This is a genomic window from Algoriphagus pacificus (assembly GCF_017254845.1).
Classification (GTDB): domain Bacteria; phylum Bacteroidota; class Bacteroidia; order Cytophagales; family Cyclobacteriaceae; genus Algoriphagus; species Algoriphagus pacificus.
Genome location: NZ_JAFKCU010000003.1, coordinates 454,722 through 474,802, shown reverse-complemented (window position 1 = coordinate 474,802; position 20,081 = coordinate 454,722). Strand labels below are relative to the sequence as shown.

Here is a 20,081-nt window from a genome sequence, read left to right as displayed (position 1 = left end):
CAAAAGAAGACATGAAAAGAATGACTAAAGCCTTTTTCGCCTTCCTGATTGCGTTGTTGCCAATGATGGCAATGGCCCAAATTGACGGGGAATTTGTAAAACCTCGAACAGGAAAGTTTTTGCTTCAAAATGCAACCGTGGTTACGATAACCAAAGGCACTTTGAACAATACATCCATCTTAATAGAAAATGGAAAAATCGCACAAGTAGGTACTAGTATCTCAGCTGCTGATGCGGAAGTAATTGATTGTACCGGATTGGTAATTTATCCAGGTATGATTGATGGTGGTACACGTTTGGGTCTTGTGGAAGTTAGCTCTGTAGCTGAAACCACTGACTATGCAGAAGTGGGTAATGTAACTCCAAATATGCAGGCTTTGACAGCGGTTAACCCAAATTCGGAAGCAATTCCTGTAACTAGGGTTTCTGGTGTGACTACAGTATTGACTGTTCCATCTGGAGGTTTATTCCCTGGAACTGCAGCATTGATCAACTTGGTAGGTTATACTCCGGACCAGATGTATGCTGGTTTCAAAGCTGTAGTAATGAACTTCCCTTCTTCCGCAAGAAGAGGAAGATTCGACAGAAGATCTGATGATGATATCAAAAAGGATAATGAGAAAGCATTGAAAAATGCGAATGAAATCTGGGATAAGGCAAAAACCTACGGTGAATTGAAAGCCAATGGTGCTGAACTGGAATATTATCCTGAAATGGAGCAAATGGCAAAAGTAATTGCCGGTGAAATTCCATTGCTAATCGAAGTAAATGCTGCTGGAGACATTCAAAATGCATTGAAATGGATCGAAGGAAAAGATGCCAAATTCATCCTATCCGGAGTAGCAGAAGGTTGGAGAGTAGCGGATGAAATTGCTAAATCCGGAGTACCTGTTGTAACTGGTCCTGTTCAAGAACTTCCAACACGTGATTCTGATCGTTACGATGCAGCTTACTCCAACCCAGGCAAATTAGCCAAAGCAGGTGTGAAAGTAGCAATTCGTACCAACGAAGAGGAAAACGTAAGAAATCTGCCTTTCCACGCTGGTTTTGCTGCTGCATATGGAATGGGTAAAGAAGAAGCTTGGAAAGCTGTTACAATAAATCCAGCTGAAATCTTTGGCGTAGCAGATATGTATGGATCAATTGAAGTTGGAAAAGTTGCCAATTTGATCGTGGCTACTGAAGACCCTTTCGAAACCAGATCTGAAATCATGCATGTATTTATCTCTGGTTATAGAATCCCATTGTCCAACAGACATATCAGATTGTATCAGGAATTCTTGGAAAGATCTCCAGGCCTGAAAGCAAATTAATTTAACCGAGTAAACCCATTTAAACCACATTAAACTCCAGCAGTCATGTTGGGGTTTCTTGTGGTTTTCTTTTGCTGTATATTCCCGCATGAAGAATAGAATTGCCCTTTTACTTCCTCTTTTTGCATTGGCTTTTGGCTGTCAAAACCAGAACCAAGAAGAAGTATCAAACCTCATTGAAAATTATAGAGCTGAATTGGCTCCAGATAAAAGAGTGGCTCTGTGGGACCTCAAATTTGAGAATGATTCACTTAAAGGTGAAACTGATCAAATCGAGGGTTTAGCGAATTTAGTGGCCGAACTGAATCAAAAAGGGATTGAGTTTACCAATGCCGTGAATCAACTTCCAGATGCAGCTTTAGGTGAGCAAACCAAAGCTCTTGTTACCATTTCTGTGGCAAATATCCGCAGTAACCCAAAGCATTCAGCAGAATTGGCTACTCAAGCCTTGATGGGAACTCCCCTCAATGTGCTAAAAGAAGATGATGGTTGGTTTTTGGTGCAAACTCCTGACGGTTATTTAGCTTGGGTGGATAGAGCAGGAATTCATCAGATGACTGAAGCAGAATTGGAAACTTGGTATACTTTACCCAAAGTTGTTTTCACCGAACTTACTGGACATGTCTGGAAAGATGCTTCCAAAACTGAAATGGTTTCGGATTTAGTTGCCGGAGATATTTTAGTAGCACAAAAAGACGAATCAGAAATGTTGGAAGTAAGCCTTCCAGACGGAAGATCAGGATTTGTGGAAGTAGATCAATTAGATACTTGGGAGCATTGGATTGCTACCCGGAATACCAATCCTGAAAGTCTGATTTCCACAGCCAAACAAATGATGGGTGTCCCCTATCTCTGGGGAGGCACATCCATCAAAGGAGTTGATTGTAGTGGTTTTACCAAAACGATCTATTTCCTAAATGGACAAATTATTCCTCGCGATGCCTCTCAACAGGTAAAAGAGGGAGAAGAAATTGATACCGAAAAGAATTGGGAAAAACTTGAAGTTGGCGACTTGTTGTTTTTCGGCGAAAAAGCTACAGAAGATAAGAAAGAAAGAGTCGTTCATGTGGGCATGTGGATTGGTAATGGAGAATTTATCCATTCCAGAGGAAGAGTAAGAATTTCCAGTTTTGACCCAAATAGCCCAAATTACGATGATTACGAACTCAATCGCTACCTAAGAACCAAAAGAATAATCAACCATCAATCTGACGGAGTGATTGCCGTCTCTGAACTTTTAACAAATGAGTAAACTTCAATTTACCCCTAAAAAGTCTCTGCTAATTGGGACTTTAGCTTTGGCATTATCCGCCCAGGCTCAGGATGGCTTTTTCCAAAGTCATCAAGCCAAGCAACAAGCATTGGAAAAAGAATTTCTTCAGGCAGTTGATTTTGGGAGCTTCAAGGAGCACCTAAGAGAGATCACCAAAAACCCTCACATTGCTGGTACTCCAGAGAATGAGTTGGTGCAGCAATACATGAAGAAGGTCATGTCTGATGCCGGCATGGATGTGAAATTGTATCCTTATGATGTATACCTCCCAAATCATCCGGGAGAGTCCCATTTGGAGATAGTTTCTCCTGTCCAGATGACACTTTCCCAGCAAGAAGCGATTCTCGATGAAGATCCTTTTTCTGCAGATGATCGCTTGTACTTGGGATTCAATGCATTTTCCGGTTCTGGAGATGTTACAGCAGAAGTGGTTTATGTGAATTATGGGACACGTGAGGATTTTGCGAAGCTCAAAGAAATGGGTGTTGACTTGACCGGAAAAGTTGCCATTGCTCGGTATGGAGGTAATTTCAGAGGCTACAAGGCTAAGTATGCAGAAGCTGCAGGAGCAATTGGTCTGGTAGTTTACACAGATCCTAAAGACAATGGTTTCGTCAGAGGTGGGGTCTATCCTGATGGACCTTATTACAATGAAACCACTATTCAACGTGGTTCTATGTTGACTTTAGATTGGACAGGTGATCCTTTGACTCCAAATGAGCCTGCTTTGCCTCTAGATGGAGATAAGAAAGTAAAAAGACTGGATCCAAAAGACGTGGCTTTTCACACGATTCCGGTAACTCCTATTGGTTATGGAGCTGCGAAAGAAATTTTATCAAGAATGAAAGGTCAGGCAGTTCCAGAAGCGTGGCAAGGTGGATTAGAATTTGACTATAAAATCGAAGGTGGCGAGGATTTAAAAGTTCGTGTCATGGTTGATCAGCCAGTTGATTTTATCCGCGCAAACAATGTGGTGGGTACTTTCAAAGGTTCTAAATATCCTGACGAATGGATCATTCTAGGAGCTCACTTTGATGCTTGGAGTTTTGGTGCTACAGATCCAAATTCAGGAACAGCCATGTTATTGACTTTGTCTGAAGCCCTAGGGAAATTGGTGAAGGAAGGCAAAGCTCCAGAAAGATCCATTATGATTGGTCACTGGGATGCAGAGGAACAAGGAGTCATAGGATCTACCGAATGGGTGGAAGATATGAGAGATGAGCTCAAAGCAAACGCAGTGGCATATATGAACTTTGATGGTGGTGCAAATGGTAGGAACTTCGGTGCATCTGCAGCTCCTACTTTGAAGAAAATCATCATGGAAGCTGCAAAAGATGTAAGTTTTCCGGATTCCTCAAAAACGGTCTACCAAGTTTGGGCCGGTAAAAATGAAGAACCTAGAATGGGAAATCTAGGTGGTGGATCCGACCATATTGCTTTTTACATGCACGTGGGGGTTCCAAGTTTGGGTGGTGGCACAGGAGGTTTGACCCCCTATCACTCCAACTATGATAATTTTCACTACTACAGCAAGTTTGTAGATCCAAGCTTTAAAATGGGTGGCATGGTTGCTCAGGTATTTGGTTTGGTGGCTTTGCGATTGGCAAACGGAGATGTGATTCCTTACGATGTTCCTCGCTATGCTCAGGACTTAAAAGGGCACTTCGAAAATGCAGTGAAAAGTGTAAAAACCATAGCTCCTGATTTCAAGGAATTTGATCAGGCAGAAAGTGCTTTGGCAAAATTGGAGGCAAGTTCGAAAGCTTACCAAACAGCTTTAGACGCTGCGATGCAAGCTGGAACTGTTTCTGAAAAGACATTGGAGAAAATCAATGAAGAATTGATAAGCCTCGAGAAAAGCTGGATCGATCCGAAAGGAATGTACTACGGAGAATGGTACAAGTCTTTGTATGTATGTAATGATCCTTTCTCTGGATATGCTTCCTGGATCCTTCCTGGTATTCAATACGAAGTTGCAATCGACCGTACAGAAAAACTGGAAGAATGGGATACACGCTATGCGAAAGCAATTTCTTCTTTAGCTAGCAAAATCGATAAGATTACTAAGGCTCTCTAAGAGCTTCAATCAGTAAAAAAGCCCTGAATTATATCTTAATTCAGGGCTTTTTGTTTTAAAGTAAATTATTGGAAGTACAATTTCGCTGAATCAAACTTTGCGAAATACGCTGCGCTGAAATACTCCGTCGGCGAGATATAAACCCATTGTCAGTTCGAGCGAAGTCGAGAACTTATCAATATATCCCTAAAGCAGCTCCAGCGTCTAGATTACCCCAACCGTATTCTGAATTTCGGCTAGGATATAAATCAGAAGTAGTTTTCAGCCGATCCAAGATTTGTTCTCTATTCCAATTTGGGTTTTTGGACCAAAGCAAAGCAGCAATGCCGGAAGCAGTAGCAGTGGCTACTGAAGAACCACCAACAGTGGAAGGATTATTTCCAGAAAATGCCAAACTCAATGGTTTCGTTTCTGTTCCTCCTCTTTCCATGATGACCGTAAAATCAACTTTTCCACCTGAGTGACAGGTATTGCAACGCTGATATCCATTTCCTTCTTTCACTCCAGTGACAGCAACTGTTTCTGCCATGGTAGCAGGGAAAATTACCCCATACCAATTGGTAAAAGAAGTTGATGTTCCAGCAGCAGCGAAAATCAATTTACCTCTGTTATAAGCATAGCGAACAGCATCTGCCACCTTGGAATTAGAGAAAACATCTCCAATTGACATGCTGATGATTTTCACATCTGATCTTTTTCCCAATAAAACCAAAGCTTCCGCCACCCCGTCTTTTTCATTCCCGGAATTCACGATCACATCACTTGTTCCACGGACAGATATTAAATCTGCATTATACGCCACTCCAACGGTATTCCCAACAGAATTCCTAGGTGAAGCAATTACACCCGCCATGGCTGTTCCATGACCACATTGATCATTAGGTCCGTCATATTTCTTCCACCACCAATACCCAGTCTGGTAGGTTCCAAATTTTGAAATGGATCGGCTAGTAGACTCTCCGCTTTGAAATCCACTACCCAATAGCTGTTGATTAGGACTTACTCCTGTATCAATCAGTCCCACAGTGATATTATCTCCGGTACTCTGGGACCAAGCTTGGGAAATACCCATTTGCGCATAATTCCAAGAGGCTTTTGCATTTGGAGAAATCACGGAGTAATCATTAGTAGAAAGATTGGCTTCCGGATCATTCGAGCAACCAGAATCTGAAAAATATCTGGCATTCTGCCCTTGGTTCAATAATGAGTAATCAAACTCATAGCTCAAAGGCTCAAAGTATCGAACCTCTGGCATACTCCTCAGGTTCTGAAGTACTTCCAAACTGTTTACCTTGACTTCCAGATAAGGCAGATCGGCATGGATTTCAGCGAGTTCATTTCCCAATCTCAACTGAGACCCACCAGATCGTTCCACTGTTTCGGTAATCATTCCCAAGATCTTCTGAGCAGAAGCTTGCCAAACAGGATCTTGAACCGATTCAATCCCAATTCTTGCATTGGGAGTTTCCAAATTTGCCGGGCTATAACCAATAGTCAGCACCGAATCACTTTGCATCAAAGCTGACCAAATGACTTGATCACTCTGCCCCATCCAAAGAAAATCTCCTGTTTCTCTCAAAGACTGGAGAATCAATTGATCAATTTCATTACTTGGAATTAATTTTTGTTGCTCTTCCTCTAGAGTTGCCTGAGGAACCAATGGCGTTTCTTCCTGCTTACAGGAAAAAGTACCTAGGGCTAAAAAAAGTAGCCCTAATGTCATTTTTTGTAGTTTAATCATTTGAAAAAAGTTTAGGTTATTTGATTATCAATAAGTTAAAAAAAATATTACTTAAACCTTTCTCTATCTTTAAAAAATCAGAAGACTAAAATCTCTTAAGCCTCAAAATTCAGCTCTTTTTAATTGCTCAGCGATATAGGACTTTAGCTCCTCTCCTTCTTCGATTTTGATCTCTCCTGGCAGACCCAAAATAAAGCGGGCTAATCCTGGAAGCTGAGGAACTTCACCCTGAAAATAGTATTGGTTTCGGTTTTTGATTTCCATAAAAGGTCGGGCATTTGGATGCTCTTCCATCATCAGCTGATAGGCTTTTTTGGAGAGTTTTAATTTTACTTTGAATCTACTTTTCCCTGTGAAACCAAAAAGTTGGGTACCCGGAAGCTGATGTTTGGATTCGAATTTCCATGGCAAAGAAGATAGCACCACTTCCCCTATCCGTTCGATTTTGAAAACCTTCATAGTTTTACTTTCCGGCTCAAAGGCATGGATGGATTCATAATTGGCCGAAAAAGCTACCGGCTCCACCAATCGATCACTGGTAGTATCACTGCTTAGCGAGTAATACTCCTTTAGCCAAACCTGCTTTTTATCTTGAATACCTTTACCCAGTTCATCGACAAACCTCCCCAAATTTGCTTTAAATAGCTGATCGGAGCCTTTTTTTACTTCTGAGCGAACTTGAAGTTTTTGAAGGATAGAGTCATGAAGTAGATTTCCCTTTCCTTGACTCTCAATCATGGATTTCAACCATTGGCTTTCTTCCTGTGAAAAAGTCCCATAACTCAGGGTTTGATCAGTGCCAGGTCTTTGCTGGATTTTGTATTTGCTAAACTCCTTAACCACTTCAAAACCCAAAGCTTCCAACAGCTTAAAATATCGGTAAATCGTGCGTTCGTCAGTTTCCAAAAGCTCAGCAAGCCTATGAACTGGTTTACCGATATTTCCCTGAAGTAAATTGATGAGTTTAAAAACCCGTAAGATCTTTTGTTGTTCGATTTTTCCTGCTTGAGCCATACCATCAAAAATTAGAGTTTAAAGCTAAAGAAAGAGAAGTTGACAGAAAAGTTTTTGACGGTTATTGTCATTTTCATTAATTCCCCTTGCTTAGTATACATGATCCTCCAAAAGACCAAATACAAATTTTCAGAAGTGTGAGTCTATTAAAAAAAACAATCCTGGGATTCTTAGATTTTACTTTTTTCTAGAGATCCATTTTTGAAAGTAAAACCAACTCCCCCTTTTAAAAGGGGGCAAGGGGGATTAAATCTCATTTGAATTTTGTCCTTTCTATCCCTTTTTGATCTTCTATCAGATTAATTACTTCATTTAAAGAATTTAATACAAAAGGCATTTGCCTTTTAACTTCATTGTCCAAAACTCTAAAAAAACTAAGTCCCATTTTCTCCAAAATCATCTGTCTTTCTTCATCCTTTATGATTTTATCATCTTCAAAATGGGAACTACCATCTATTTCAATCACTAAGTCTAATTTTTTGCAAAAAAAGTCTACTATGTAATTTCCTATTGGCTTTTGTCTATTAAAAGTATAACCTCGAAACTGTTTAGCATTTAGCTTTTGCCAAAGTAAAATTTCCGATAAAGTTGAATGAGATCTTAATTCTCTAGAATATTCCTTCAAAGAGCGGTTATAGGGTAAAAAATACATACTTAATATTTAGAAAATTTTGAAAAATCCCCCTGCCCCCTTTGTAAAGGGGGAATCGATTGTGCTTAATAAAATCATTTTTAAGATTCTTTAGAAATACCTTTTACCAAAGATCCTATCTGTATTGAAAAACCAACTCCCTCGCTGATAAGTATTGAAGACAAAAGAGGGTTAAGAGGATTTAAAATTACCTATTTTTACCTACTACATGAAAACCCATTTATCATCTATTCGACATAAACCTCATTCTAAAAATGCCCTGATAGCAGGTATGTTTTTTTTGGTTTTGTTCTGGGTTTTTGGCTTTGACGGAATCACTTTCAGCGATGATGTCTATTATTTGCTTGCCGGAAAAAGCTTCTGGCAAGGAACCATGGAAGTGAATTCCTATCACTTCTCCAGTCGATGGGGAGCCTATGTTCCTTCAGGTTTTTTTGGATACCTATTCGGCTTCAATCCCCATGTAATCGCAGGATTTTCAGCAGTTTGTTACCTCCTTAGTCTGGTCCTGCTTTACAAAATCCTGCCTAATTCCTGTTCCCCTTGGATATTGGTGCTCTGGTTTAGCACACAGGTTTATTTCATGCATTTTATCACAAAAGTTTATCCCGATGCTCCCTTGGTATTTTGGGTTACTTTAGTCCCTTTTGCAGCAAATTTCCGTCAACACAGGCCTTTTATGTCAGGTATAATTCTCGTTTTGGCACTTTTTGGGGGATTTCTAACAAAGGAAACTATCATCTTTTTGGCTCCATTCCCAATTCTTTTATTTCTCTGGGACTGGAAAAACAGATCCCTCAATCCAATTTTTTATTACAGTATTTTGGCAACAGGACTTATTTTCAGCTTGCTTTATTTAGGCTATTTCTGGATCCAATTTGGAGATCCGCTTTATAGGGTCACATCTATTAATGCTGGGCATTATATCTCGGAATTCACTTATGCTGACAAAGGCATTTGGTCAATTCTAAAGCGATTGACAATTACACCTTTAATCACCTTCGTGGAACGTGTCTATTGGCCATGGATGGTTTTTGCAATTCCAGGTATTTATGAAGGATTCAAGTCAAAGGAGGCTCCTGTTTTTGAGTTTTCTTTGGCTTTTTTATTGCTTTTGCTAGGCTTTTGGTTTATGAGTTCCACGCTGGAGTTCTATAATCCTATTTACCTGAATCCGAGACATCTCATTATTTTAATTCCAATTTTGTCTTTTCTGATTTCAATAGGATGGAATGTTTGGGCTAGCTCTAGAAAATGGAAAATCAACTTATCAATCTTGATTTTAGCAGGGTCACTAATCTCAGTGTTTCAAGGAGACTTCAAACAAGTCGTATTTCTAATGGCATTTACGTCGGTGATTTGGTTGGATAAAAAGTCTTTGAAAATACCTATCCTAGCTCTTTTACTTATTTTTCCTGCGCTTTATTCCATTCATTATCAGAAGGAATTAAAACAATACGAGGCTTTGATTTCTACTATCGATGAATTAACTCATGATACTGAAAGACAGGGACCTATCCTAACGAATAACTTTATTCATTTTTCAAGGGAAGTTATTTTACCATACGATGAAAGCGGAGATCCAAAACGGTATCAAGATCAATTAGTACCAATAGAATCAATCTATGAAATGAATCAAGATTTGCCTGAGCAACTGACTATTTTGATTTACCAATACTATCAACATGCCTATCCAAAAGAACAGGAAGACGTGGATCGTCTGGAAACATGGTTGAAGAAAAATAACTATGTATTGGATTCAGAAATAGAGACTGGCAACCTTTGGATTCGGCATTTTCACCTACCTTAATACCTATTTAGTAATTGTTAGAGTATTTCCTGATACTGAAGTAGAATAAGCTTTCAAAGGCTGAGTTGCCGGTCCTTGAATCACATTTCCTTGGGAATCAAATTTAGATCCATGACAGGAGCAGTTGTAAACGGAATTCGAAAAACTCCAATTCGTATCACAACCAGAATGGGTACATACTGAGGTTAAGGCCACAAAGCCAGATCCGACTTTGGACACCAATGTTTTTCCTCCAGTAATCAAAAGCCATCCCCCACTTGCATTCAAGCTAGTCTGAATACTTAGGTCAATTGTAATCGTTGAACCCGAAACCACAATACCGGTTCCTCCGCCACCTGATGGCACTGTAGGAGTACCGCTAGATCCAGTGGGCTGCATGTCTTCTGATGAGTTAGCACAGGAAGTAAAAAAGCCAATTCCGAATACAGAAAGGGCAACTGATACACCAGCTCTCTCAATAAATTCTCTTCTAGATTTAGTGAGTTTTCCAGATTGGATAGATGAAAAATTTGTCATGGCTCTGTAATTAAGTAGGTTAAAAAGAAATACGAAAGAAAGGAATCTATTGGATGCAAAGAATTGGAAAAAAATCCAATTCTCTTAAAAATGCTTCCTATTGAGGATTTCAGAAAGCACAATAGCATCTTTCACAGACTGCGGATCCTTCATCAATTTTGCATAGCGGTTTTCCTGAACTTCCCGCTTTCCATAAGCTTTTAGACCGATATCGGTAAACTCCAATTCAGAAATCGGAACAGCCTTTTCTGCAGCTGTTTTGGCTTTTTCATATGCTCCATCATAATATGAAATCTCATCATCATCCCGCTTTTCTGATCTTCTCTGAAAAACCGGATCTGGGCGCGTATACTCTTCTTTGATTGGTTCAGGCTTAGGAGGAAGTGGCTGAGCTCTTGGTTTTTGAGGCTTCTGCGCTTCACGGATTTCCCGCATCAGGTCTTCAAAAGTCACAGGACGCTCCTTTTTCTGCTCCGGTAGATCCCCTGATTGATCAGCATCAACAGGATTTTTCTTTTTGGTCATTTGGTAAATGAAGTATCCAATGACTGCCACCAGGTAAAGTATGTTTCCTAAATCCATATAGGGAAGTTACGTGATTTTTTTGAAAAGAAGGAGGTTGGAAGCTTGTTAGTTGTTTGTTGAATTTGTTGGTTAAGGATTCTTTGTCGGACTGAGAGAAGACGAAGTCTAGAAGTGGTTTAAGAAATTTTTCAATTTCAATTGAATCACATTCGTTTTTTGGAGTAACTCCCTTAAACTATCCGGTTTATGAACTGCATGGAAATCCGTTAAGAAAATCAATTAGCCCCGAACTTGTTTCGGGGATCCATTGATTTTTAGGATTTTCAAAAGTGAAAAAATCAAATCGAAACGGAATGAAATTTCAACCCAAATACCTGGCCGATTTGAAGGAGAGTTTAGGGAGAAAACTTTTGGTTACTTTTGGTTTCAAAAGTGACAGATAAATAAAGATCATTAGATAGATAATGCCTTTGTTTAATTTTATTTCATGTCCTTTTGTCTTGATACAAAAGGACCAAAAAATCAAGACACAGCAAAGCTACATCCGCACTTACCTCACGCACACCTCGCTGCTGTGTCCTCCTCCCGCACCTTCAAAAAACAATACTTCTCTAATTAGAATAATTTGAATTCAATTGAATTAGTTACTCTTCAATTTTAATGCCCTTAGATTGTGCAAATCCTTGGACAATCTGCCAAATGATCTTATTTTGTTCCTTATTTCAGATTAACAAAATAGAATGCTGCTCAGTAAGCTGGAGATCAAAGGGTTTAAGAGTTTTGGGGATAAAATGGTGATTCATTTTGACAAAGGAATCACAGGTGTGGTCGGTCCAAATGGTTGCGGTAAGTCCAATGTCGTCGATGCAATCCGCTGGGTTTTGGGTGAACAGAAAACCCGGATGCTCCGCTCGGACAAGATGGAAAACGTGATTTTCAACGGTACCAAAAACCGTAAACCATCCAATCTGGCCGAGGTTTCCCTTACTTTCGAAAACACCAAAAACCTCCTTCCTACTGAATACACCCATGTTACCATCACCCGTCGCTACTATCGCTCGGGAGAAAGTGAATACCAAATCAATGGAGTCACCTGCCGTCTGAAGGATATCACCAACCTCTTTATGGATACGGGGATCAATTCCAACTCCTACGCCATCATCGAACTCAAGATGATTGACGAGTTGCTGAATGATAAAAACAACTCCAGAAGGGATCTTTTCGAAGAAGCAGCAGGTATCTCCAAATTCAAAAACCGCAAGAAAGAAACCCTGCGAAAGCTTGAGGATACAGATGGGGATTTGGCAAGAGTGGAAGATCTACTTTATGAGATCGAGAAGAACCTGAAGAGTCTGGAAAAGCAAGCTAAGCAGGCTGCCAAATACTTCGAAATCAAGAAGGAATACAAAGTTGCCAGTATCAATCTGGCCAAGAAAAGCATAGAAAAATATACCGCTGCTCTACTGGCTACTAACCAGAAGATCCAAGAGGAAAGTGATCGAAAGCTGCAAATCCAAACGCAGATGACGGATAAGGAGGCTTTGCTAAATCAGTTGAAAGCCGACTTGATCACAAAGGAAAAACTTCTGGCTTCTCGCCAAAAGACACTCAACGATCATGTGAATAAAATCCGAACCTTTGAGTCGGAAAAGAAAATCAAAAACGAGCGTTTGCGCTTCTTGGAAGATCGTTCCCAAAAGCTTCGTGAGCAAATCGATGCTGATCGTAAATCCAATGATCGTGCGGGTTTTTCAATTCGTTCCTTAAAGCACGAGCAGGAATCTGCCGCCAAAATGTTGGCAGAAAAGGAACTGATCGTCGGTGAACTTCGGGATGCCTACGAAAGTCAAAAGCAGGTTCATTCGGAGCATCAACTCAAACAAAAGACTTTAACCGCTTCCTTTGAGCAACTGAAGGAAAAGGTTTATCAACTCGGAAAGGAGCAGGAAATCAAGCAAATCCAGCTTTCCACGCTGAAGCAGGAACTGGAAAGAACTTCTTCCGATGATTCCTCTCAAGAAGCTTCTTTGGTGGATTTTGAGGAAAAGCTGATCGAACTGAAAGCCGAATTGGATACAGCTACCCAAGCTTTCGAAGTAATGAAAGCCAAGCAGGAGGATCTGGATCAAAAGATCGAGGAGACCAATCGTGTGATCGAAATGATCCGCGAGGAACTCACCACCTCTTCCCGTAAGCTGGACTCCAAGCAAAACGAATACAACCTCACCAAGTCCCTTGTAGAGAATCTGGAAGGTTTCCCTGAAGCCATCAAATTCCTGAAGAAAAACAACTCCTGGGGCAAGGATGTGCCACTCCTATCCGACCTTCTGACCACGGATGAAAAATACCGGGTGACGATCGAGAATTACTTGGAGGGTTATATGAATTATTATGTGGTGGAGACTGAACTACAGGCCATCACTGCGATCAACCTGCTTTCTGATACTGCCCGAGGCAAAGCCAATTTCTTCGTACTGGAGCATTTTGAGCGTTTCAAGCCTTCTCAGACCAAACTCTTTTCCAATGCTATTGCTGCTACGGAAATTATCGAGTTTGACGTGAAATACTCCCGTCTGATCAACTTTATCCTGGATAATGTCTACATCGTGCAGGGAGATCATAAGGACTTTCCAGAGGATAACGAATCCATCTTCATTTCGGAAAGCGGCAAATTCACCAAGCGTAAATTCAGCCTTTCCGGTGGTTCTGTGGGACTTTTCGAAGGAAAAAGAATCGGTAGGGCTAAGAATCTGGAGAAGCTTGACAAGGAGATCAAAGACCTTAATAAGAAGGTTTCTGCCACCCGAAACAACCTGGATCAGAAGCTTTCGGATCTAATGAAGTTAAAGGAAGTCAGCTATAAAAAGGCCTTGGAAGAAAGTCAAAAACAGATCAACGAGATCAATCAGAACTATGTATCTGTCCGCACGAAAAAGGAACAGCTGGCTGAACTTCTCAGCAGTAATGCCAACAAGCGGGAGGATATTTTAGATAGAATTGCCAGCTTGGAGGAAAGTCTGACTGAGATTCAACCAAGACTTTTTGAGGAGAAAGCAGAATACGAATCCGCTCATGAAGATCTGGAAGTACTTAATGAAACTTTGGAAGAGGAATCTGCCAAGCTTTCTGAAAAGTCCCAGGCTTTCAACCAGGAAAATATCCTGTACCATCAGCAACTCAATCGCGTTAATAGCCTGGATCAGGAGATCGAGTTCAAGCAAAATGCTTATGAGAGTTCGAAGGAAAGAATCGAGAAGTCTCAGGCCGAACTCAGCAACCTGGATACAGAAATCAAGTCCTTGTTGGAAAACAACGAGGTCAAAGACGATGAATTAATCGAGCTTTATGCAGAGAAGGAAGGCATAGAAAAGGGCGTTCAGGAAGCGGAGAAAGAATATTATTCATCCCGTGGATTGATCGATGAAACAGATCAAAAGATCCGCAGCCTGCAGAAGAGCAAGGAAATGCATGATGAACTCTTGCATGAACTGCAAAACAGCATCAATGAGACCAAGTTGAAAATGACCGGGATGAAGGAACGTCTCTCGGTGGAATTCGAACTGGATCTGGATCAGTTGATGGAGGAAAATCCAAATCTGGATGAGGAGTTTCAGGACTTCAAAGAGGATGATTTACGGGAGCTGGTGCGCAAGCAAAAAGATAAATTGGAGAAAATCGGGCCGATCAACCCGATGGCAATGGAGGCTTATGATGAGATCAAGGTTCGCTATGATTTTATCACCACACAAAAAGACGATTTGATCAAAGCCAAGGAATCCTTGCTGAGTACGATCAAAGAAATCGATCAGGTGGCCAAAGAAACCTTCTTGGAAGCTTTTGCAAAGATCAAGGAGAACTTTATCAAGGTCTTCCGTTCCCTCTTTACCGAGCAGGATGATTGCGATCTAACCTTGGTGGATCCTGATAATCCGCTGGAATCTGCTATCGAGATTATGGCTAAGCCAAAGGGCAAGCGACCATTGACTATCAATCAGCTTTCCGGAGGGGAAAAGACCTTGACAGCCACTTCCCTACTCTTTTCGATCTACCTGCTGAAGCCTGCGCCTTTCTGTATTTTTGATGAGGTGGATGCGCCGCTGGATGATGCCAATATTGATAAGTTCAACCAGATTATCCAGCGCTTTAGCGGAGAGTCCCAGTTTATTATTGTCACCCATAATAAGCGAACCATGGCCAGCACAGATATTATCTATGGTATTACGATGATTGAAGCAGGAGTTTCAAGAGTGGTTCCAGTGGATTTAAGGGAGTTGGCTTAAATGTAAAAGGATATTGTAAATAAGGAATTTTTGATTTTTTCGAACTTTAGATTTTTTAGAAATATGGCTGGTACTTTTTCACAAATATATATTCAGATTGTATTCGCAGTTAAAGGGCGAAATTCTCTAATTTCTGAAAGTTTAGAGGAGGAATTGTATCGATACATCACTGGAATAGTTTCTAATAAAGGTCAGAAAATGCTCGCCATAAATGGAATGCCTGATCACATCCATTTTCTAATAGGCATGAAGCCTAATTGTTGTTTATCGGATTTGGTAAGAGAAATTAAAAAATCCACCAATGATTGGGTAAATGGTAAAGTTCCAAATAAAATCAAATTTCAATGGCAAGAAGGGTATGGTGCATTTTCCTATTCCCAATCATCGTTGAATAATGTGATTGCATATATCCAAAAGCAGAAGGAACATCATCGAAAAAAATCATTTCGAGAGGAGTACAAAGAATTTTTATCCTATTTCCAAATCGATCACAAGGAGGAATATTTGTTTGAGTGGATCGAATAATGTTCAGAATAGGTGTGATAATTATCGCATTGAATCAATAAAATAGTTTCGACCAAAAAGACCCAGAATGGGTCCAATGTTTATAGCTAATGTCAATTCTAGGAGGTGCGACCCCGCTGGGGTCGAATACTATTTAGAGCCTTATTTTCTATAAACATGAAATCCCTTCGGGATTAAAAGGAAACAAAAACCAAAATGAAAAACCATCAATTCCACCCTGATAGGATCCAATCTTTATAAAAATCAAAAGGATGCTATGGACTAGAATTGATCCAAGAAACATAACAATCAAACATCTCCCATGACCCAGAATGGGTCCAATGTTTATAGCTAATGTCAATTCTAGTAAGTGCGACCCCGTTGGGGTCGAATCCTATTCCCCACCCTATTTCCTATAAACATGAAATCCCTTCGGGATTTTTGGGCCTTCCAAAATCATTCTCACAAATAATCATGAATGTGAAAACTATTTATTTCAAAAAGGAACGTGTATTTATTTGACCCAGAATGGGTCCAATGTTTATAGTTATTGTCAATCCTAAAAAATGTGACCCCGATGGGGTCGGATCCCATTTCTCACCCTATTTCCTATAAACATGTAATCCCTTCGGGATTAAAAGACTAAAAAGGAAATTCATCAATTCAACCAGATAGGATCCAATATTTATAATAATCAAAAGGATTTAATGGACCAGAATTGATCCAAGAAACATAACAATCAAACATCTCCCATGAACCAGAATGGGTCCAATGTTTATAGCTAATGTCAATTCTGGAATATGCGACCCCATCAGGGTCGGATCCCATTTCCCGCACTATTTCCTATAAACATGAAATCCCTTCGGGATTAAAGGACTGGCAAGAACCACCCTAACTATGAAGTATAGGTATAGCCTTGCCAGCCTTTAATTTTATCAAACAATTAATCAATCGGAATACTTGAAGCATTTACAGCAAGCCATTCGTCGAAGTTTTGCAATTCCGGATTCAGCTCCTTAGACACTTCTTCGCTACGAACCGCATTAAAATCCTCATTAAAATCTCTTTTAAACTGGAACATATTGCCCAAATCATCTGCTCCTGGGAAGCCAAAGCTGCGATAGGTATCTGGACTTACATTATTATAAATCACATTGATATTTAAAGCTTTTGAAAGTTTTGCAGCCATCTCACCGCCACTTAACTTCTCCCCTACAATACCGATTATTTCGCCAACAGATCCATTGCCATTTTTGAAAATACCATAGGCACATTTGCCAATATCTTCAGCACCCATACCGCATAGCTTTTTGTCATCCAATGGGAAAGCGATGTAATAGTTTCCATCCTCACCTTTTTGCGGGCCCATCCCGAAATGGATAAAATTATCCCAGAAGAAAGATGTTCTTAATAATGTAACGGGCAAGCCGGCATCTACCAGGAGTTTATCCGCAGCACCTTTTCCATCAAAATGTGGCACTTTGTATTTGCCTTGCAGCGTAGGCATTCTGTCATCATCCAAAGGCACCCAGTTTCTGGTATCTTCCAGAGTTGACCAAATGACATGCTTCAAATTAGCTTCCTTGGCCGCTTTGGCGAAATCAGCTACTTCTTGATATTCCTTTTCGGCTGAAAAATGTTCCCAGAAAAAAGTAACAAAGAAGGCTCCATAAGCTCCCTCAACCGCCTTTTTAATGCTCCCAGCATCATCAATATCTGCTTCTACTATTTCGGCACCTAATTGTGCCAAAGCTTTTGCTTTTTCAGAATCGGCATTTCTGGTAACTGCCCTAACTTTAAATTCTGAGTTTGAATCGGATAAAATTGCTCTTGCAAGCCCTCCGCCCTGTGCTCCTGTGGCACCAAATACTGTAATGATCTTAGATTTTTCCATGGTTATTGTTAGTTGTTTTATGATTAAAAAATTTAGGTTTTGCCCCGTTTCTTTGAGTGGTGGGTGCATTCCACGGTTTATTGTTTGGTACTGGCTGATAAATTCTTAATCGGTACAAAATCAGGATTCAGTCCTTGGAACAAAAAAATGCTAGACTTCCCTTGGCAAAATGCTACTTACAAGAAAGAAAAAAATAAGAGAATCTTCACCCTCTAAGCGTATTTAAATGCATCATTTTCAAAAACATACCTGCTTAGCTGATTAGAAAGAATGAACCTCAAATTTCCAAATTAGTAGATATTGGAGGTTTTGGAGCGGGGAAAGTTGGATTAAGATCAATCCAGGTAATGGAGTTTGATTTAAAAACTAAATTTTAGTTTTTCTGATAAATGGACCTTAAGTTTTTAGCTTTCCATATATCTTTAAGCTATTAGAAAAAGAGAGATAAATTTTATCATCTGTCAACATAAAGATACACTAGTCAGTAAAGATCTTTTCTATGGCATTTCCTTGATTGAAGCAAGAGTTTTTCAAGGATAGCCAATGGATTTAAGATAGATGGTATGGGGTAATCCAATTTTTAAAAACTTTTATAAAATATTATGGAATATTCTTTTTCTAGAGCAGAATTAATTAATGCCATAAAAAAAATAAACAAAAATCCCTCACTTAAAAAGGGAAGACATTCATCTACTTATGATTTGATTTATGAAGGGAAGAATTACCCCCCAATTTTAGTTCTTTCGATTGCGAATCAATTAAAGGGTGGGAAAGATTTGACATTAGAAGACTTTGGAAATAATGTTGATATCCCATTTAATATTCTTAAAAAGAATGATTTTTTAATACAAAAAAAACATTTTAAGCCAGAAGCCATGAATATTTGGATTGAAAAAACGATTGTACATGGTCGTCCTGACCGGACAAAAGGGGACCGATCACTTGGTAAAGCTTTATGGTCACCAACCAAAGATCAACGAGGAGCCGACATTTATAAAAATATGAGGCTAGTTAAGGAAGGAGATATCATACTCCATTTAGTTGATAATAAGGCTTTTATTGGTCAAAGTGTTGCAGGTTCAAGCTTTATTGAAGCTGAAGGAATTCAAGGGACTAATTGGGATGGTCCGGCATACTTGATTCCATTAAAAGAGTTCAGGTATTTTGAAAATCAAATTCATCGAAGCCGTGTTCTTAACGAGGAAAATGCAAATATTTTACAAGAAATATCTAATGAATCAGAGGTTTTTTACACCTCAAATCTAGCCTTGAGACAAGGAGCATATTTGACTCCTTGTCCAGAAAAACTCTTTCGCCTAATAAAAGGATTGAAAGTCAATTTTGAAACAAAAAACGAAATACCGCAAGAGGAGCTAAATACAAATTCATTTCATTCTAGCCTAAAGGAAGCAAATTTAATTTTTGAAAAAGAACTGTTAACTAGATTCGTTGGCTCTTTAATGGCTAAACCATTCTTGATTCTAACAGGCCTTTCTGGTTCGGGAAAAACAAAATTAGTTCAAGCTTTTGTTAAATGGATTTGTCAATCTGAGCATCAATATAAGGTTGTCCCAGTTGGAGCTGATTGGACTAATCGAGAACCATTATTAGGTTATCCAAATGCTTTAAATGAAGAAAAATATGTAAGGCCTGATAATGGTGTTTTGGATTTGCTTATTTCTGCATCAAATAATCCAGAGCTTCCCTATTTTCTGATCTTAGATGAAATGAATCTAAGCCATGTAGAAAGGTATTTTGCTGATTTCCTTAGTGCTATGGAATCGAATGAGGAAATACTTTTGCACAAAGAATCTAATCCCATAAACGAAGTTCCATCGAGTATCAAATTGCCAAAAAACCTTTTCATAATTGGTACTGTAAATATTGATGAAACTACTCATATGTTTAGCCCAAAGGTTCTGGATCGAGGAAACACAATAGAATTCCGAATTGGTCTTGATGAAATGAAACACTTTTTAAAAAACATCGGTGAAGTCTACATAGAGGCACTAATTTCTAAAGGAGCAGGGATGGCAAAGAGTTTTGTTCAATTATCTAAAGATAATTCTACTTTAAATGAAGACACTGAAAAAATATATCCTGAACTAGGAAAGTTTTTTGTAGAATTAAAAAAGGCAGGAGCTGAATTTGGCTATAGAAGTGCAACAGAAATTCTAAGGTTGATTAAAAACCTTTCCGTTATAGATCCGACTCTTACTTTGGATGAGAAACTAGATATTGCAATTATTCAGAAATTGCTTCCTAAGCTTCACGGTTCAAGAAATAAGTTGAATAAGGTGCTTGTGAAATTAGCACCACTTTGCTTAGTCGGTGATTTCAAAATTGAAAGTGAGATCTTAAATAAAGAGGATTTTGATTTTAATTCTGATCAGGTGAAATATCCGCTATCCTTAGAAAAAATTGCCAGAATGTACCGAAGTGCCATAGAGAATGGTTTCGCGAGTTTTGCAGAAGCTTAAAT

Annotated in this window: 13 protein-coding genes; 7 read left to right on the top strand and 6 right to left on the bottom strand. The window is 39.4% G+C overall.

Annotated elements, in window-relative coordinates; translation table 11 throughout:
- Nucleotides 1-11: 11 nt before the first annotated feature.
- The 3 genes from J0A69_RS14545 to J0A69_RS14535 all read left to right on the top strand — a co-directional run bounded on the left by J0A69_RS14545 (nt 12) and on the right by J0A69_RS14535 (nt 4,663).
- A complete protein-coding gene (locus J0A69_RS14545; protein ID WP_206587336.1) occupies nt 12-1,313 on the top strand; it encodes an amidohydrolase family protein in 1,302 nt (433 codons plus the stop codon).
- An 88-nt stretch (nt 1,314-1,401) separates the two neighbouring features.
- The gene (locus J0A69_RS14540) at nt 1,402-2,565 is read left to right on the top strand and encodes a C40 family peptidase (RefSeq protein WP_206587335.1); all 1,164 of its coding nucleotides are present in this window, start codon (nt 1,402-1,404) and stop codon (nt 2,563-2,565) included.
- A complete protein-coding gene (locus tag J0A69_RS14535) occupies nt 2,558-4,663 on the top strand; it encodes a M28 family peptidase (protein ID WP_206587334.1) in 2,106 nt (701 codons plus the stop codon). The genes J0A69_RS14540 and J0A69_RS14535 overlap by 8 nt, the downstream gene beginning before the upstream one ends.
- A 175-nt stretch (nt 4,664-4,838) precedes the next feature.
- Here J0A69_RS14535 and J0A69_RS14530 read toward each other — a convergent pair whose 3' ends face one another.
- From J0A69_RS14530 to J0A69_RS14520, 3 genes are all read right to left on the bottom strand, one after another.
- The gene (locus J0A69_RS14530) at nt 4,839-6,404 is read right to left on the bottom strand and encodes a S8 family peptidase (RefSeq protein WP_206587333.1); all 1,566 of its coding nucleotides are present in this window, start codon (nt 6,402-6,404) and stop codon (nt 4,839-4,841) included.
- Nucleotides 6,405-6,506: 102 nt separating this feature from the next.
- The gene (locus J0A69_RS14525) at nt 6,507-7,418 is read right to left on the bottom strand and encodes a helix-turn-helix transcriptional regulator (RefSeq protein ID WP_206587332.1); all 912 of its coding nucleotides are present in this window, start codon (nt 7,416-7,418) and stop codon (nt 6,507-6,509) included.
- A gap of 253 nt (nt 7,419-7,671) precedes the next feature.
- Entirely contained in the window at nt 7,672-8,043 is a 372-nt protein-coding gene (locus J0A69_RS14520; RefSeq protein WP_236032883.1) for an endonuclease domain-containing protein, read from the bottom strand.
- Nucleotides 8,044-8,278: 235 nt separating this feature from the next.
- Between J0A69_RS14520 and J0A69_RS14515 the strand changes: the two genes are divergently transcribed.
- Nucleotides 8,279-9,880, top strand: coding sequence for an ArnT family glycosyltransferase (locus tag J0A69_RS14515; RefSeq protein ID WP_206587330.1), 1,602 nt, complete (start codon nt 8,279-8,281; stop codon nt 9,878-9,880).
- A gap of 3 nt (nt 9,881-9,883) precedes the next feature.
- Here J0A69_RS14515 and J0A69_RS14510 read toward each other — a convergent pair whose 3' ends face one another.
- The gene (locus J0A69_RS14510) at nt 9,884-10,396 is read right to left on the bottom strand and encodes a QcrA and Rieske domain-containing protein (RefSeq protein ID WP_206587329.1); all 513 of its coding nucleotides are present in this window, start codon (nt 10,394-10,396) and stop codon (nt 9,884-9,886) included.
- Nucleotides 10,397-10,480: 84 nt separating this feature from the next.
- On the bottom strand, nt 10,481-10,978 hold the full coding sequence (locus J0A69_RS14505) for a hypothetical protein (RefSeq protein WP_206587328.1): 498 nt from the start codon (nt 10,976-10,978) through the stop codon (nt 10,481-10,483).
- A gap of 683 nt (nt 10,979-11,661) precedes the next feature.
- Here J0A69_RS14505 and smc point away from each other — a divergent pair.
- Nucleotides 11,662-15,201 carry a chromosome segregation protein SMC gene (smc, locus tag J0A69_RS14500; RefSeq protein WP_206587327.1) on the top strand — a complete coding sequence of 1,180 codons (3,540 nt, stop codon included), beginning with the start codon at nt 11,662-11,664 and terminating at the stop codon, nt 15,199-15,201.
- A gap of 63 nt (nt 15,202-15,264) precedes the next feature.
- Entirely contained in the window at nt 15,265-15,726 is a 462-nt protein-coding gene (gene tnpA, locus J0A69_RS14495) for an IS200/IS605 family transposase (protein WP_206587326.1), read from the top strand.
- Nucleotides 15,727-16,648: 922 nt separating this feature from the next.
- On the opposite strand, the gene J0A69_RS14490 is transcribed toward tnpA, so the two are convergent.
- A complete protein-coding gene (locus tag J0A69_RS14490; RefSeq protein ID WP_206587325.1) occupies nt 16,649-17,599 on the bottom strand; it encodes an NmrA/HSCARG family protein in 951 nt (316 codons plus the stop codon).
- A 602-nt stretch (nt 17,600-18,201) separates the two neighbouring features.
- Here J0A69_RS14490 and J0A69_RS14485 point away from each other — a divergent pair.
- The gene (locus tag J0A69_RS14485; protein WP_206587324.1) at nt 18,202-20,079 is read left to right on the top strand and encodes an McrB family protein; all 1,878 of its coding nucleotides are present in this window, start codon (nt 18,202-18,204) and stop codon (nt 20,077-20,079) included.
- The last annotated feature ends 2 nt before the right edge of the window (nt 20,080-20,081 follow it).

Excerpts from the sequence above, each read along its gene's own strand:
- J0A69_RS14545 (WP_206587336.1), top strand. The coding sequence starts at position 12 with ATGAAAAGAATGACTAAAGCCTTTTTCGCCTTCCTGATTGCGTTGTTG.
- J0A69_RS14540 (WP_206587335.1), top strand. The coding sequence starts at position 1,402 with ATGAAGAATAGAATTGCCCTTTTACTTCCTCTTTTTGCATTGGCTTTT.
- J0A69_RS14535 (WP_206587334.1), top strand. The coding sequence starts at position 2,558 with ATGAGTAAACTTCAATTTACCCCTAAAAAGTCTCTGCTAATTGGGACT.
- J0A69_RS14530 (WP_206587333.1), bottom strand. The coding sequence starts at position 6,404 with ATGATTAAACTACAAAAAATGACATTAGGGCTACTTTTTTTAGCCCTA.
- J0A69_RS14525 (WP_206587332.1), bottom strand. The coding sequence starts at position 7,418 with ATGGCTCAAGCAGGAAAAATCGAACAACAAAAGATCTTACGGGTTTTT.
- J0A69_RS14515 (WP_206587330.1), top strand. The coding sequence starts at position 8,279 with ATGAAAACCCATTTATCATCTATTCGACATAAACCTCATTCTAAAAAT.
- J0A69_RS14510 (WP_206587329.1), bottom strand. The coding sequence starts at position 10,396 with ATGACAAATTTTTCATCTATCCAATCTGGAAAACTCACTAAATCTAGA.
- J0A69_RS14505 (WP_206587328.1), bottom strand. The coding sequence starts at position 10,978 with ATGGATTTAGGAAACATACTTTACCTGGTGGCAGTCATTGGATACTTC.
- smc (WP_206587327.1), top strand. The coding sequence starts at position 11,662 with ATGCTGCTCAGTAAGCTGGAGATCAAAGGGTTTAAGAGTTTTGGGGAT.
- tnpA (WP_206587326.1), top strand. The coding sequence starts at position 15,265 with ATGGCTGGTACTTTTTCACAAATATATATTCAGATTGTATTCGCAGTT.
- J0A69_RS14490 (WP_206587325.1), bottom strand. The coding sequence starts at position 17,599 with ATGGAAAAATCTAAGATCATTACAGTATTTGGTGCCACAGGAGCACAG.
- J0A69_RS14485 (WP_206587324.1), top strand. The coding sequence starts at position 18,202 with ATGGAATATTCTTTTTCTAGAGCAGAATTAATTAATGCCATAAAAAAA.